This window comes from candidate division KSB1 bacterium (assembly GCA_034505495.1).
In the GTDB taxonomy this organism is placed as follows: Bacteria; Zhuqueibacterota; Zhuqueibacteria; order Residuimicrobiales; family Krinioviventaceae; genus Fontimicrobium_A.
Map to the genome: position 1 here is coordinate 31,224 of JAPDQV010000007.1, position 14,418 is coordinate 45,641.

A 14,418-nucleotide genomic window follows, 5' to 3' on the forward strand; every position below is an offset into this window, starting at 1 on the left:
AGGGAGTTTATTGGATTCCATTGTTGATACAAACCGCTTGGCGGCATTCTTTGCTCTGCTTTTGTTTTCCGGATTGCTTTCCGCTTCAGAATCTGCTTTTTTTTCAATCAACAAGCTCATACTCAAAAAATTGGAAGGCGAGTCATCCCGACGGGCTGCTTTGGCGGTCCGGTTGTTGCGCCATCCCCGACGACTGTTAATCGCCATCCTCATCGGCAACACGTTAGTCAATGTAACGGCGGCTTCGCTTGCCGCAGAAATTATGATGCAGGCGGCTGCCGCGCTTGGGCAACCGCAAAAGTATGCGCTGCTTGCCAATGTCTTGATCGTCACTTTTTTTATTTTGGTGTTCGGTGAGATCTCGCCAAAGGTCACGGCGGTGCGCAATCCGGCCACAGCGGCGAAATGGCTTTCTCCATTTGCGGCGATCGTGTTCTATCTTTTTTTCCCGCTCAGTTTTTTGGTCGACAAGTTGATCAATCAGATTACCTCGCTGTTCCATTTCAAGGAAAAGGAAAAAGATAAATACCTCGATGTGGACGAGTTCCAAGCCTTGTTGGAGATGGGAGAGGAACAGGGGGCTATTGAAGAAGAAGAACGCGAGATGCTGCATTCGGTCTTTCAGTTCGGAGAAACGACCGTACGCGAGATTATGGTGCCCCGAACAGATGTGGTGTGCATACCCGACGACATCGCTTTTGACGAGCTTATTGAGCTGATCAAAGAACACGGACATACCCGAATTCCGGTCTATTCCGAAACCATCGATCACATCCAAGGTATTCTCAATGTGAAGGATCTGCTGCCGCTGGTTTCAGAGCGGCCAAAGACCTTCAACGTGCTCAATTTCGTTCGTGAACCCATCTATGTGCCGGAAAGCAAAAAGATCGATGATCTGTTGCGGTTGTTTCAAAAAAAGAGTCAACATATGGCCATCGTCGTCGATGAATACGGCGGCACTTCGGGTGTGGTTACACTGGAAGACATTATTGAAGAATTGGTCGGCGAAATTCACGATGAATACGACGACGAAGAACCGCCTCTCCGAGAAATTGGTGCCGGTATTTATTTGGCCGATGCTAAAATCCAGATTGATGCGTTAAATGAAAAGCTTCCCATCAATCTGCCTGAGGATGAAGAATTCGAGACGTTGGGCGGCTTTATTCTGGCAAAAACCGGCTCCCTTCCTCCGCCGGGAGAGACAATCCGGCATGAGGATTATTTACTCATCGTTGAAAAAGTCGAAAAGAACCGCATCGTGAGCGTGCGCATTACGCACAGCCCGCGCACAGAGGAAACCAAAGAGACGGATTAGTCGTTTGATTTGACGCCTCGCTTTGTTATATTTCCGCGCTAAAACAAACTGCAAAGGAGAACGGGTATGTTGAAACTACGATTTGATTGGCGTGATATTTTCCGCGCGCCCCGTTTGGCTTTGAGCCTGCAGCGCATATGGATCGAACTTGTCGGGTTGACGATCGGATATGCCGTTTACCTTGTTGCGACGTTTGCGGCGATTATGGCCGCCGGTCTTCCGTTGAAAAGTGCATGGCTGCAGAACGGACTTTTGCCGTGTTTGTTTACCTTGGGTGAAAAGGCACCCTGGTACTCGTGGGTCATTTATGCCTTTGGCTGCCTCTTTCTCCTTTTCTCCCTCATGCTTGCCGCCGCAGCCGCCGCCCGCGCCATTTATATGACTTCAAAAGGGAACGCCTTTTATACATGGAAAGAAGCGTATGCCTTTACTTTCCGTAAAGCCGGTTCAATTTTGATGACGCCGATCTCTCTTGCCGTCATTATCGGGTTGATGGTGTTGGGAGCTTGGGTAATCGGTCTTTTAGGCAAAATTCCTTATGTCGGCGAGCTGGGTGTCAGCCTGTTTACCTTGATTTGGCTTTTCAGCGCTTTACTCCTGTTCTTCTTTTTCATCGTCACGATCGTTGCCGCAATTTTGTCGCCGGTCATCATCACCACAACCGATGAAGATGCTTTTGAGGCTGTTTTTCAATCGTTCTCGATAACTTGGAGTCGCCCTTGGCGATTTCTTTTTTACGAAGCTCTGACGGTCGTTTTGAGCCTGGCGGCGGCAGCCGGTCTCGCCTTTTTTATCAAGGAAGCCGTGGTGATCATGAATCGACTTTTCTCCTGGTTCATGGGCGGCGATTATATTAATTTGGCCAACAACGGTCAGGCGATGCTGCAAAGCTGGTTCTTGGCGGCGCAGCCGTTGCTTGAAAAAATCTACGGGCGTGTTACAGAATACATCTATTTTAATCGCGAATTTGTCTTGATTCCCGCCAATACGCTGCCAAAGACAGTTGTTATTTCTTCTTATCTCTACGCCTTTTCGTTACTCTTTGCGGTGGGATCGGTGGTCAGCTACGCCCTGGCAACGTTTACCGCAGGCAACACTCTTCTCTTTTTGTTGATCAAAAAGGACAAGGATGAAGAGAACCTGTTGGAGCGCAAGGACAAAGAAGAAGAGAGCGAAGAGACTGAAGAAGAGGAAAAGAAGGAAGAGGTAAAAACGGAAGACGAAAAGAAAGAAGAAACCTCTGCTCAATAGACGATTTGGGTCGGCGGTGAAAGTCGCCGACCTTTTTTATTTTATAATAGGTTAAGCATATAATTAACCGTAATCTTTTTCAACAGCTTATCCGCAGTACAAAATAATCCGGCCGATTTACGCTTTCCTGGAAACAATCTCCGTTAAACTGCAAAACAATTGCTTTTCGGCTTCTATCATGTAACTTTTTCTGCGCAAAATCAATAGTTGGAGGTATAATAAGGCATGAAATTTGGAATAGTAAAGCGTTGGGATCCGCTGAAAGGTTTCGGCTTTATCACGACGGACGAGGGTGACGACGTGTTTCTCCATGTGAGCAACTTGGCGCCGTCGCTTGATCCCCGTCGGATCGAAGAAGGGATGCGGGTCAAGTTTGATATCCGGAGCGATATCAAGGGTGATCAGGCGGTCAATGTTCGTAAAGCCTGAAACGACAAACCTTTTCAGCGGCATAGAAAACGAGGTTGGGTATTAAACGACGGGTTGCCGTATGACGGATGTATTTGTAAAAATAAAAGATCGGCAGATGGGACCCTTTAATGCCGAGGAACTGCGCGTGCTTGTCAACCGCGGCGAGTTTACGCTGTCCGATCTGGTATATGACGAAGAACTCGAGCAATGGGTGGAAGCAGGAAGGCATGAAGAGCTGCGCCGTCTTTTCGAAGAGCAGAACAAACAGAATCGTAAAAAAATTGTTTATGCCGTCGGAGGCGGCAAGGGCGGCGTCGGCAAGACGGTCCTGACGGCGTCATTGGGCATAGCGCTCGCGTCGCACGACCGTGAGGTCGTCATTGTGGACGCGGATTTCGGCGGTGCCAACCTGCATACCTGCATGGGGATCCTGGAACCGGCCGCCACTTTTTATCATTTTTACACATTACAGCGCGAATCGCTTGAGGACATCTGCCTCGAAACGCCTGTCAAGAACCTGCGCTTGATCAGCGGTGCCTGCGGCACGCTGGGACTTGCCAACCCCCGCTATCAGCAAAAGCTCAAGTTCATTCACCAACTGCACAAGCTGAACGCAGACTATGTGCTGCTGGATTTGGGTGCGGGTTCATCCTATAACGTCATTGACTTTTTCCTTGCTGCGGATCAAGGTATTTTGGTGACCACGCCGGAGCCGCACGCGGTCCAGGAAACGTTCAATTTTCTCAAGATGGCGGTGCTGCGGCAATTGTTGCGGCTCATCCGCAAGCACGGATCGGCATCCGCGGTGCTCGAGCAGCACGTTTTCGCAGAACCCGGCAAAATGCACTCAGACATGAACGACATTCTCCGCGATGTACGGCAGGTCGATGAAGAGGCCGCTCACATCATGGAAAACTTTTTACATAACTACCATCCGCATTTAATTCTTAATATGGTGCACAGCAGTCGGGAAATTCAGGAGGGTGACGCACTGCGCACAGCCGCGCATGACCTGCTGAATATCGAGGTTAATTATCTCGGTTATGTGGAATATGACGAAACTGTGCGCAAATCGGTTAAGGATTTGCGGCCTTTTGTGCTGGATTATCCCAAATCAAAGGCGTCAAAGAGCCTCGCCAAATTGGTTGCGGTCGGGTTGCTTCAGAACAGCGGCTTGAGCGGATTCAAGGAGCGGAGAAGAATTATTAAGCAGTTTACGGAACAGGCTGCCGACTATCCTGAGGCTTCGATGAGCGATAATGAAACAATCTGCTCAGTCAACTGCTTCTATTGGGGAGACTGCGATTATCAGGAAGGCGGCTATCCCTGCCCAATTCGTCATCTTAATCCGATCTTTCGCCAGCAACTGTAACTGCAAGCCCGACGATGATTTCGTCGGGCTTTTTTATTCGCGAATGAAATAGCGGCTGACGTATTCACCCCCAGCAAGTTCCTGTTCTCCGGCAAAGGGTAGAACATCCGCCCCAACGGCGTTTGCAGCAACGCGATAGCGTCCGTTCTCCAGCTTGACCGTTATTTTCCCCTTGGGCTCGATCGTGAAACGGCGGGAATTTTTGCCGCTGTAACGAACAACGAGTTGATAGGGAGTCTGGTTATCGATTTCCAGAGTCGTGATCTCTTCTTGCACGTTACTGATTTGCCGGGAATCGGGCAGTTCATCGTGCGCTCCGGAAATCATGCCGCCGACCTCGAGCGCAATCAACATCGAATCCGCCTTTGCGGCGTAGGCTGACTGCGGATATTTTTTCAAGAACTCTTGAAAAGCTTGCGGCGTATTCCGACTCAAAGTCTCTTTCCAGGCTTCGCTCTCTGCAAAGGCCGGATTGATCGCATCCAGCCCTTTCAATTTGGCAAACTTGGGGTACCTGACGGCAAAACTCTGCAGCGCTTCCCGTGTACCGGCGGCAAGCGCCTTTTTCCACTCCTGCTCCGTCTCCAGACTGTCCAACCGCTGCCGAGCTTTCTTTGCCTGAGGGCTGGCCGGATATTGATTAATAAAGCGGCGCAATACCACCATCGAAGTGTCCCTTTTGACCAGCTCCCAGGCGTTGCGGGCCTCGCCGTAAGAAATATATTCCATCCTCTTTTTAAAAATCAGCACCCCCGCAATAACAGTCAGCAATAATCCCAACACAACCAAACTTTTTTTCATAATCCCTCTCCCTTCCGGACGGCCGTATGAGGCCGCCGACAGAATCATCCTGGCAAATTATCGCAAAATTCTACATCAAGTGCAACAAAATTTACAATGAATTTATTTTCCTCATTCTTTTGCCAAGTATCGGAAAGCCTTTGATTTTTCCTCGTTACATTCTATTTTACGAACATGAGTTCCGGAAAAGGCTTTTGGGTGCAGAATCGAGCAGTCCTGCTCCTCCTCGTCAAGGTGTCCCTGGCGATTTCGATCATCGCCTTGTTGATTCGGCGTCTAAAAATCGAGAGATTGATCGAGACGTTTCTGGCAGCCGATCGCTTTTACCTGATCGCCGGCGCTGCCCTCCTATTACTAAATCTTTATATCCAGTTCCGTAAATGGCAGTTGGTTGTACGGCGCATCAATCCTTCAACCCCCAATGCCGCCATTTTTTTCTCTCTTCTCGTCGGTCTGGCTTTGGGCTTTGTAACCCCCGGGCGTATGGGGGAGATCGGTCGAGCGGCTTTCGTTCCGCACACGGACTGGGCCAAGCTGACCGGCTTGCTGTTGATCGACAAACTGATTGCTCTGGCAGTACTTTACTTTTTCGGGATGATCGGCTTGGCGCACGTCCTTTCATATACCTTTACTTCCGTTGTGTGGCTCCCCATTCTGCTTTCCTCTTTGATCTTGACTCTACTGATTTCCGCTGTTTTCTTTCATCCCAAAGCCCTTAAAAGTCTGGTGTCCGGCGGACGCCTGCGGGTTTTCAAGCGGCTTGCCTCCGGTGCGGGCGCAATTACCCCTCCACTTGCCGGCAAATTGCTGCTTTATTCCATTCTTTTCCTGCTGACTTTTTGCACGCAATTCGTGCTCTTTTATCTCGCCTTCGAGAGGCAGTCGCTTCTATCAGCGTATGCTGTTGCGGTTGCGGTGATGTTCGTAAAAGCGCTTTTGCCGATTTCATTAGGCGATTTGGGGGTTCGTGAAAGCGCCTCGGTCTATTTGTTCACTCTGGTCGGGGGAACTTCGGCGGCGGCTTTTGACGCTTCGCTTTTGCTCTTTGTCGTCAATGTGCTTTTTCCGGCTCTCATCGGCCTGATTCTTTTTCTCGGCAAAAGGTTCAACAACAAGGTCGATCGGGGGAATTGAGATGCTTTTCCGCCTTTTCGTTTTGTCAATCGGCTTTTTGACAATTGCCTACGTCACGGGATTGATGATTCTTCGGTGCGGCCTAAAGCGAATCAGATCGGTTCCGAAAAGTGAAAGTGAAAGAAGGGTTCGGGTTTCGGTGGTCATTGCAGCGCGGAACGAGGAAGCAGTCATCGCCGACTGCCTGTCGGCATTGACGGCCCAGACTTTTCCAAAGGAACTGACCGAGATCCTGGTCATTGACGACTATTCGACTGATGCAACCGTCGAAATTGCTTCCGGCTTTGCCGGCGTTACGGTTCTAAAGTCGCAGCCGATACCCGGCGTAGCGCCCAAAAAGGCAGCATTGCAAACCGGCATCGAAGCGGCAAAAGGTGAAATCATTCTTACAACCGACGCCGACTGCATCGCGCCGCCGCGCTGGATTGAATCGATGGCCGCCGCATTCGATGACGATGTCGACCTGGTCGCTTCCTGGCTGCTGGTGCGCGATGACGGGCGTCTTCTCAGCCGTATCGAACGGCTCGATTCGTTTGCATACGTTCTCATCGGCGCCGCCTTATTCGGGTTGAATCGGCCGACGCTGGCCAACAGCGCCAACTTGGCGTTCCGCAGGTGCGCCTTTTTCGAGGCGGGAGGCTATGCAGACATCGGCGCGTTCGGTTCCGGCGATGACGATCTCCTAGTGCAGAAAATGGCTTCGCGCAGCCGCCGGCAATGCCGATTTGTCGACGGGGAAATCGTGACCACAGCCGCCAACCCTCGTTGGCACGACTTTATTGCGCAGCGGCTGCGATGGGCTTCCAAAACCGCCGCTTACCCGCCCGCCTTAAAAACCGCAGAGGTTATCATTTACTTTTACTTTTTTCTATTATTCATTTCCTGGCTATGCGCGCCGTCTGTGCCGTTTCTTTTGATCTTTACGGCAGTAAAATTTGCTGCCGATTTTTGGTTTCTTCGGCGCATCAAGTTGCCCGAATTTGCCGTCTTTTTACGCGTTTTTTTCTTGGCCGAGGTCATTCAAGTGCTCTATATTTTAGCGGTAGGTTTATGGGCCAATTTGGGTGTCTATGAATGGAAAGGCCGGACTTATCGCCGCGGCCGCTTATTCTAAAAAGCATTTTGTCAAGGCAAGGCTTGCACTTTCACTGCACCTTTGCGAAATTGTGTGCAACCAAAATTAATGCGAGGTCGATATGATTCGATTTGCAATTGTCGGCTACGGCTTTATCGGCGGTGTTCATGCGGCTGTATTGCGAAAAATCAAAGGTGCTGAGGTCGCGGCCATTGTGGAACAGGATACGGCCAAGAGGCAGGCGGTAAAAGGCAACATTACGGTTGAGGGGGCCGAAGAGCCGTTGCAGGTGCCGTTTTACGCGAGCTTGGAGGAGGTGTTCGAAAAGACAAAGGTAGACGTGGTGAGCATTTGTCTGCCGACCCACCTGCACCGCGATTATGCCGTCAAGTCACTGAAAGCCGGGTGTCATGTGGTGTGCGAAAAACCGATGGCCCTGACGCTGAAAGATTGCGACGAGATGATCGTTGCCGCCCGCGCCGCACGTCGACGGCTCTTTATCGCACAATGCATCCGCTTTTGGCCGGAGTATGAAGCTCTGGAAAAAATTGTGCGGGAAAACCAGCTCGGCGCTTTGCTTTCCTTGCGTCTCTTTCGTCTCAGCGGTATGCCGAATTGGGGTGGGCCGAACGCCTGGTTTTTTGATGAGCAAAAAAGCGGAGGCTGTCTATTCGACCTGCACGTGCATGATGCGGATTATGTTCATTACCTTTTAGGGCGACCGGTATCCGTTCTTTCACGCGGCGTTTCATTGCCGAACGGCACCAACGGGGCTGTGACGACCACCTATCTTTTCGATCGCGACTTGATCTGCACTGCAGAAGGGAGTTGGCTTTATCGCAGCGGATTTCGCATGGGATTCTCGGCAATTTTTGAAGAAGGACAAATCGAGTACGATTCCGCTGCTGTGCCTGCCATGAGACTGTGGCGTAAGGGGAGCGCAGAAGCCGAAATCATCCTCCCTGAGCCCGGCGACGGTTACGAACGGCAGTATCGTTACTTTATCCATTGTCTCGAGCAAAACTTGGAACCGACGCGCATGACGCCCGAAAGCGCAAGACAAAGCATCGAAATTGCTTTGGCCGAAAAGCGTTCAATGGAAGAAGCGCGCCTGATTAGCCTAAGAGAATAAAACCGCTTGCGGGATTGAACACGATAGCCGGCGAAACCTTTCTTGTCTTGTTCAGTTTCATTTTAATAGATCAGAATTGCGTCATGGGTCGGGCGCATGTCTCATCGATGAAGCATTTTTTACAAGCTGCAGCCGATTCGGCAGACTTTGCCGACGCAACTCGTTGGGTTTCAAGAGAGAAAAACTGTTCTGCCGCTTGACTTGTGCGGTGAAGCCGGCACGACCGTTGCTTATTATACTTTAATTGATAGATGTATCTAACACTGAAAAGATCTTCGACAGCCTTTTCGATGCGGAACTCGCGCGCAAAAATTTTCAAGCTGTTTGCTTTTTCGGTCTGTCTGATTGGACCGGCAGCAACTCTCTTTTCAGCCGGAGCGTTCGATCTCAGAAATGTCCCGGCTGCGATCGATCCGTTCAAGCTCGGCAGTTCCGGGCAAAAAACACAAAAGGCGGAACGCCTGCTTCTCCGCGCCAAATCCGATTATTCTGCGGGCGATTATTGGGGCTGTTCCCGCCGTTTGTTTTCGCTCATTAACACTGACCCGCGCTACGAAAAGATGGACGAGGCGCTGTTTCTTTTGGGAAACAGCTTTTATCAGCTCGGCATGAAAGAGGCGGCTTCTCGTGCTTACATTCATATTACCCGCAGGTATCTTACCAGCCGCTTTATTCCTGAGGCGCTGATCGGTCTGCAGCGCATCGCCTACGAAAGAGGCGATTTTAACGAAAGTCTCGATTTCTACCGCGTGCTCTTGCGCAGCTCGCCTCCGCAGGAGTTGATCAATATAAGCGGTTATTATGCCGGCATGGCTTATTACAAGCTCGGCGATTATCCCCGCTGTTTGACGGCGTTCCAGCAGACCAACGACAAAAGCCCTTATCGCGGCTATGTTCTCTACACTACGGCTTTGGCGCTGCTGCGAATGAAGGACGTGCCGGCGGCTGTAGCGGCGCTCGAGCGTGCGGAAGCTTTGCCGGCCATCGACGCCGAACAGCGGAGGCTGACCGATGAGGCGCGGCTTTCGATGGGCTATATCTATTACGAGATCGGGCAATATGAACAGGCTTCCGCGGCATTCGCTAGAATTCCCCGCCAAAGCGAGCTTTATCCTGAATCTTTGCTGGCAAAGGGTTGGGCGGAAGCGCAAAGCGGGCGGTGGGAGTCCGCCGCTGCGGCGCTGACCGAGCTGACCCAGCTTTTTCCAAACCATTCTGCATCACAAGAGGGGCTTTTTCTCCTTGGCCGCTGCTGTACCATGTTGGGCCGATATGCCGAAGCCATCGCCGTTTTTGATCGACTGATCGCCAACACGCCGGATGTCAATCGTGTGACCCAAACCATCGAAAAGGTCAATGAAAAGATTGCCCGCGACCGCGAGCGCCTCGAAGCGCGACAAATGGAGTTGCTCAAGTTAGAGTCCTCTCTCATGGCCGACTTGGAGGATGACGCCCAAGAGGCATCCGTGAAGCGGCAGGAAAAGGAAAGACGACTGAAGGCATTGGCGGAGGAAAGGCGTGAGCTGATGGAACAGCTCGATCGGCTGGACCGTCTTGCGCGCGAGACTGCGGTCAAGGAAGAACGGCGGAATTGGCGGGCGTATGCGGAATACGGCAAAATGCGGGCAGCTTTTCTGCAGCAGCAGGAAAAGAACAGCTTCGGCAGCGAGGGTGCGCAATGAGGCGATTGCTCCAAAGAAAAACACCGCTCATCTGGGCATTTCTCGTACCGTTGTTGGCGGCTTTGGGACAGGAAACATCTTCGGCCAGGCTTGAGGAACTCGAGCGGCTGATTCAAGAGCATGAAGCCTTGCTGCAAAAGTATCCAGAAAACGAATTTACTCCCGTGACCACGTTTCAGCTGGCTCGGCTTTATTATGATCGTGCTCAGCTGCTCTTTCAGCAGCAACTGGCGGCATACGAGCGACGTGACAGTCGTGAAGCCGAATCGGAGGCCGCTCCTTTGCGGCCCGATATGAGCCGAACGATCGCCCTCTGCCGCGAGCTGCTGGGAAAATATCCTCGGATTGCCTTTCGCGATCAGGTCATTTATCAGTTGGCGACGGCCTGTCAGGAAGCCGGCGAAGAGGAAGAAGCGGCGCACTGGTTCGAACGTTTGTCTGAGGAGGGCGCTACCCAGCACCTTCCTGAAGCGCTATTTCGGCTTGGTGAATTTGCCTTTGACCGCCGACGATTCGAGCAGGCTGCGCTTTATTATCAAAAGCTCCTCGATCTCGGCGCGACGTCGTTTGCCCGCATGGCTCTTTATAAGCTGGGATGGTCTTTCTTTAATCTGCGGCGCTGGAACGATGCGGCGCAGAGTTTTTTGACTCTGCTTGAACAAACCGCGGCGGGCAGCGCCGAAGAGGTGGCAGACCTCAACCGCGAGGCCGTCCATTATCTTGCCGATTCGTTCATTGAAGCCGGCGGCCCGGCTGCTGCCGAAGCTGCTTTGTCGGCTCATCTCGATCACTCATACGTTCCCCAAACACTCGAAAAAATGGCGCAGCTCTATGAGCAGCGCTCTTTATATCAGCAGGCGGTTGAAGTCTATCGACTCTTGGTGCGTTTTTATCCGAGCTCTCCTGCTCTGCCGCGCTATTACCGCAGCATGATCGAAGATTGGGAAGCCGCCGGCGATGCGGGTGAGGCTAATCGCGTGCGCGAAGAGGCCGTCGAGAGATTTGCGCCGGGAAACGGTTGGAATGCGGCAAGTCCTGAGGCGACGGCACAGGGAGCTGAGCTTTGCCGAGAGGCGTTGATTTATCTCGGCAAATTCCATCAGTCGCAGGGCAACGAAAAGCAATCGCCGGAAAGCTATCTCCGAGCAGTAAACGAATATGATCGTTTTTTGCGTCTCTTTCCGCAGGATTCATTGCGGGGAGAGATCTATTATTTACAGGCGGAAAGCCTGTTCGCCCTCGGGGAATATGCGGCGGCTGCGGAAGCCTATCGCGCTGCTGCGGCGGTTCCCCTTTCGCCGTGGCGCGAAAAAGCAGCTTATAATCGCGTGCTGAGCCGCCTCAAGCTGCGCAGCACCGAAGAACCGGATACCTTGCGTCTGCTCAATTTTCTCAATTCTGAAGCTGCGATCGTATTGCCCAATCTGCCGCGCAGCGATGCAGAGCTTTTGTTCGCCTGCAATGATTTTTACTGCATGTTTCCGCAGAGCGAATGGCTCGATCGCGTGCTGATGATATTCGGCCAAGTACTTTATGAAAACGGCGCCTTAATTTCTGCCGTTAAAACCTATGAACGCATACTGAAACTTTCACCGACGGGTCCATTGCGTGCTGCAGCCGCCGCCAATATTGCCAGAGCTTTTTTCGACAGCCGCAACTATCGGGAGGCACAGCGCTGGTTTGTGGCCGCCGCCAAGCTCACTGCAGACCCAGAAGAAGCGCGGCAGTTCCAACGTTCCGCCGTTTCGACACAATTCAAACTGGCCGAGCAATTGAGCGAACAAGGACGAGCTTTGGAGGCGGCTCACATCCTCCAGCAGGCTTCTTTGGCCGGCGTCGATTCGCGACTGGAAGCCCAAGCTTTGTTCGAAGCCGCTCTCCAGCTGCAACGGGCCGACAGCCTTTTGCAGGCGGCGCGGCTGTTCGAGCAGCTGGTTCTGCGGTTTTCTGATGCCGAGCAGGCTGCCGCAGCCCTCTTTCAGGCCGGAACCCTGCGCGAGCAGCTTGCCGATTGGGCGCTTGCCGCGGCGAATTTCCTCCAGACGGCTGAAAGTTACCCGCAGTCGCCGCTGCGTCGGCAGGCCCTAAAGAACGCCGTACGCTGCTACGAGGCGGCGGAAGATTGGCTTGCCGTCAAAACGGCTTCCCAGAAATTCGTTCAACTCTATGCCGATTCAACGGAATCTCTGGAATATCTCTATAGGATCGGTGAGGCGGCGCAGCGGCTGGGGCAACCTCAGGAAGCAGTGCCCGCATTTCGGCAGGTCTTGCAGCGCTTTACAGAGTTCCAGCGCCGGGGTCGCGACGTCGATCCCTATTTTGCCGCAGCCGCACAGTTTATGCTGGCGGAAGAACAGTTTGCCGCCTTTAAGGCTCTGTCGCTCAGGCCGCCGTTTGAGTCCAATTTGAAAAAAAAAATGACGGCCTTTAACGCCGTTCTTCAGGCCTTCAGTGACGCGGCGCGCTATCGTTCGGCGGACTGGACGACCGCCGCCATGTTCCGCATCGGCGAGACGTTCGAAGAGATGGTGCGCGCTTTGGAACAAGCTCCTCTTCCCGACGGACTGTCGCCGGAGGAGCAGTCGCTTTATCGACAAAAGTTGGCGGAGCGCTCGCTGCCCTTTATTCAGCGCGCTCTCGAGGCGCACCAAAGCAATCTAACACAAGCCGCCGTCAACGGCATCGAAAACCAATGGGTGGCCATGAGCCGCGAGCATGCTGCAAAACTGCAAAGCGTGCTGCCGCCCAACGCCGAAGACGTATCGGCTGTTTCGGAGGGTCGATGATTCGCGCATTACTGTGCATTCTACTCTTTTACGGACTAGGCACGGCGCAACAGCCGGATTCTACAACCGTCGATTCAACCGCAGTTCAGTCCAAGGACCAGGGCGTCAAATTATTCCTCGACAAAATCGAGGTGGAGGGATCACTGGAAAAGCCGCAGGCGGTCTTTATTCTGCCGGGACGTTCACCGCAGATTGAAGATTTCGCCATTACGCGTTCGTTTATATCGGAACTTTTTCGGCCCGTCGAGCGGAGCGTTGCCGTCGAGGTATCGAAGCGCGGGCCGAGCAAACCGTAAGCTAAACACAATTTGGAGAGATGAACGGTTTTGCGTATTTTTATTTGATCGTTTTACAGCATTCGGACTGCTGAAGGAGGCATTTTGCAGGGAATCATTCGCTTTTTCGTACAGGGCGGACCGTTGATGTACGCCATCCTACTGGCGCTGCTCGCCGGTTTGGCCGTCATCATCGACCGCATGATGGTCATTCGCATCAAGAACCGTATCGATGCCGAGACATTTGTCACTCAAATCGTCCAGTTCCTGAAAAGCGGCGCTGTGGATCGGGCGCTCGAATTCTGCAGTCAATCCGAGGCAGCGCTTCCCCGCATCGTCCGCGCCGGACTTTTGGAAATCAACCGCTCTGATAAAGAGATCCAGAGCGCCATGGAGTTGGCCGCCATGGTGGAGATTCCCAAGTTGGAACGCCGCACGCATTATCTCGCCATGCTTGCCAATGTCTCTACATTGCTTGGATTATTGGGTACCATCCTTGGTCTTATCAGCGCTTTTGCCGCCGTTGCACACGCCGATGCGGCGGATAAAGCCTCTTTGCTAACCGCCGGAATCTCGGTCGCCATGAACACCACCGCCTTTGGAATTATCTCGGCGCTGCCTTGTCTTGTCGGCTATACCTTCCTGATGGAAAAGACCAACGAACTGATCGATGAAATCAATGAAAACGTCGCCCGACTCTTCCGTTATATGACATCGGCGAGGTGAGCGATGGATCTCAAAGCGACGGTCAGATCGCGCAGTCGCGGCCATGGGCGCGCGGAAGAGCTCAATCTGACGGCGGTGATGAATATTTTTCTCATCCTTATTCCTTTTCTGCTGCTCACCGCGTCGTTCGTGCGCCTGGCCGTTTTGGAAATGACTCTTCCCAGCCTGGAGCGTGGTGCATCGACGACTGCGGAACGGCCGGTGATCAACATCCTGACCGTGCGGACTGACGGTCTGCAGCTGCAGAGCTCGGATTTCAAATTTCCGGCCTTGCCCAAGGGGACGGATTATGATTGGCAGGGGCTGCGGCGACAGCTTGAAACGATCAAACAAAAATATCCCTCGGCAGAAGAAATCATCATTGCACCGGAAAACAGCATCCGCTACGAAATCATCGTCACCGTGATGGATGTCTGCCGCGAGAGCGGGTTTCCGGCTATTTCGATTAGCGGGTGAAC

General features: G+C 52.5%; 13 protein-coding genes. 12 read left to right on the forward strand and 1 reads right to left on the reverse strand.

The genetic code is table 11. The features are described 5' to 3' along the window. Positions 1-10: 10 nt before the first annotated feature. The 4 genes from ONB24_04615 to ONB24_04630 all read left to right on the forward strand — a co-directional run bounded on the left by ONB24_04615 (position 11) and on the right by ONB24_04630 (position 4,349). Positions 11-1,315, forward strand: a complete 1,305-nt coding sequence (locus ONB24_04615) for a hemolysin family protein (GenBank protein ID MDZ7315387.1) — start codon at positions 11-13, stop codon at positions 1,313-1,315. A gap of 66 nt (positions 1,316-1,381) precedes the next feature. Beyond that, entirely contained in the window at positions 1,382-2,566 is a 1,185-nt protein-coding gene (locus ONB24_04620) for a DUF2070 family protein (GenBank protein MDZ7315388.1), read from the forward strand. 225 nt (positions 2,567-2,791) lie between these two features. Beyond that, on the forward strand, positions 2,792-2,995 hold the full coding sequence (locus ONB24_04625) for a cold shock domain-containing protein (protein MDZ7315389.1): 204 nt from the start codon (positions 2,792-2,794) through the stop codon (positions 2,993-2,995). A gap of 61 nt (positions 2,996-3,056) precedes the next feature. Next, on the forward strand, positions 3,057-4,349 hold the full coding sequence (locus ONB24_04630; protein MDZ7315390.1) for a P-loop NTPase: 1,293 nt from the start codon (positions 3,057-3,059) through the stop codon (positions 4,347-4,349). A 33-nt stretch (positions 4,350-4,382) separates the two neighbouring features. Here ONB24_04630 and ONB24_04635 read toward each other — a convergent pair whose 3' ends face one another. Further along, on the reverse strand, positions 4,383-5,150 hold the full coding sequence (locus tag ONB24_04635; protein MDZ7315391.1) for a hypothetical protein: 768 nt from the start codon (positions 5,148-5,150) through the stop codon (positions 4,383-4,385). A gap of 174 nt (positions 5,151-5,324) precedes the next feature. On the opposite strand from ONB24_04635, the gene ONB24_04640 reads away from it, so the two are divergent. From ONB24_04640 to ONB24_04675, 8 genes are all read left to right on the forward strand, one after another. Then, positions 5,325-6,284: a flippase-like domain-containing protein gene (locus ONB24_04640; GenBank protein ID MDZ7315392.1), complete on the forward strand. Its 960-nt coding sequence runs from the start codon at positions 5,325-5,327 to the stop codon at positions 6,282-6,284. A gap of 139 nt (positions 6,285-6,423) precedes the next feature. Continuing rightward, positions 6,424-7,398: a glycosyltransferase gene (locus ONB24_04645; GenBank protein MDZ7315393.1), complete on the forward strand. Its 975-nt coding sequence runs from the start codon at positions 6,424-6,426 to the stop codon at positions 7,396-7,398. Between the two features lie 82 nt (positions 7,399-7,480). Then, positions 7,481-8,491, forward strand: a complete 1,011-nt coding sequence (locus ONB24_04650; GenBank protein MDZ7315394.1) for a Gfo/Idh/MocA family oxidoreductase — start codon at positions 7,481-7,483, stop codon at positions 8,489-8,491. A 290-nt stretch (positions 8,492-8,781) separates the two neighbouring features. Next, positions 8,782-10,173 carry a tetratricopeptide repeat protein gene (locus tag ONB24_04655; GenBank protein ID MDZ7315395.1) on the forward strand — a complete coding sequence of 464 codons (1,392 nt, stop codon included), beginning with the start codon at positions 8,782-8,784 and terminating at the stop codon, positions 10,171-10,173. Further along, a complete protein-coding gene (locus ONB24_04660) occupies positions 10,170-12,959 on the forward strand; it encodes a tetratricopeptide repeat protein (GenBank protein MDZ7315396.1) in 2,790 nt (929 codons plus the stop codon). Before ONB24_04655 ends, ONB24_04660 begins: the two co-directional genes overlap by 4 nt. Then, positions 12,956-13,255: a hypothetical protein gene (locus tag ONB24_04665; protein ID MDZ7315397.1), complete on the forward strand. Its 300-nt coding sequence runs from the start codon at positions 12,956-12,958 to the stop codon at positions 13,253-13,255. Before ONB24_04660 ends, ONB24_04665 begins: the two co-directional genes overlap by 4 nt. Positions 13,256-13,339: 84 nt before the next feature. Then, entirely contained in the window at positions 13,340-13,960 is a 621-nt protein-coding gene (locus ONB24_04670; protein ID MDZ7315398.1) for a MotA/TolQ/ExbB proton channel family protein, read from the forward strand. 3 nt (positions 13,961-13,963) lie between these two features. Continuing rightward, positions 13,964-14,416 carry a biopolymer transporter ExbD gene (locus ONB24_04675; protein MDZ7315399.1) on the forward strand — a complete coding sequence of 151 codons (453 nt, stop codon included), beginning with the start codon at positions 13,964-13,966 and terminating at the stop codon, positions 14,414-14,416. The last annotated feature ends 2 nt before the right edge of the window (positions 14,417-14,418 follow it).

Excerpts from the sequence above, each read along its gene's own strand:
- ONB24_04660 (MDZ7315396.1), top strand. The coding sequence starts at position 10,170 with ATGAGGCGATTGCTCCAAAGAAAAACACCGCTCATCTGGGCATTTCTC.
- ONB24_04630 (MDZ7315390.1), top strand. The coding sequence starts at position 3,057 with ATGACGGATGTATTTGTAAAAATAAAAGATCGGCAGATGGGACCCTTT.
- ONB24_04640 (MDZ7315392.1), top strand. The coding sequence starts at position 5,325 with ATGAGTTCCGGAAAAGGCTTTTGGGTGCAGAATCGAGCAGTCCTGCTC.
- ONB24_04675 (MDZ7315399.1), top strand. The coding sequence starts at position 13,964 with ATGGATCTCAAAGCGACGGTCAGATCGCGCAGTCGCGGCCATGGGCGC.
- ONB24_04635 (MDZ7315391.1), bottom strand. The coding sequence starts at position 5,150 with ATGAAAAAAAGTTTGGTTGTGTTGGGATTATTGCTGACTGTTATTGCG.
- ONB24_04625 (MDZ7315389.1), top strand. The coding sequence starts at position 2,792 with ATGAAATTTGGAATAGTAAAGCGTTGGGATCCGCTGAAAGGTTTCGGC.
- ONB24_04655 (MDZ7315395.1), top strand. The coding sequence starts at position 8,782 with ATGCGGAACTCGCGCGCAAAAATTTTCAAGCTGTTTGCTTTTTCGGTC.
- ONB24_04650 (MDZ7315394.1), top strand. The coding sequence starts at position 7,481 with ATGATTCGATTTGCAATTGTCGGCTACGGCTTTATCGGCGGTGTTCAT.
- ONB24_04665 (MDZ7315397.1), top strand. The coding sequence starts at position 12,956 with ATGATTCGCGCATTACTGTGCATTCTACTCTTTTACGGACTAGGCACG.
- ONB24_04620 (MDZ7315388.1), top strand. The coding sequence starts at position 1,382 with ATGTTGAAACTACGATTTGATTGGCGTGATATTTTCCGCGCGCCCCGT.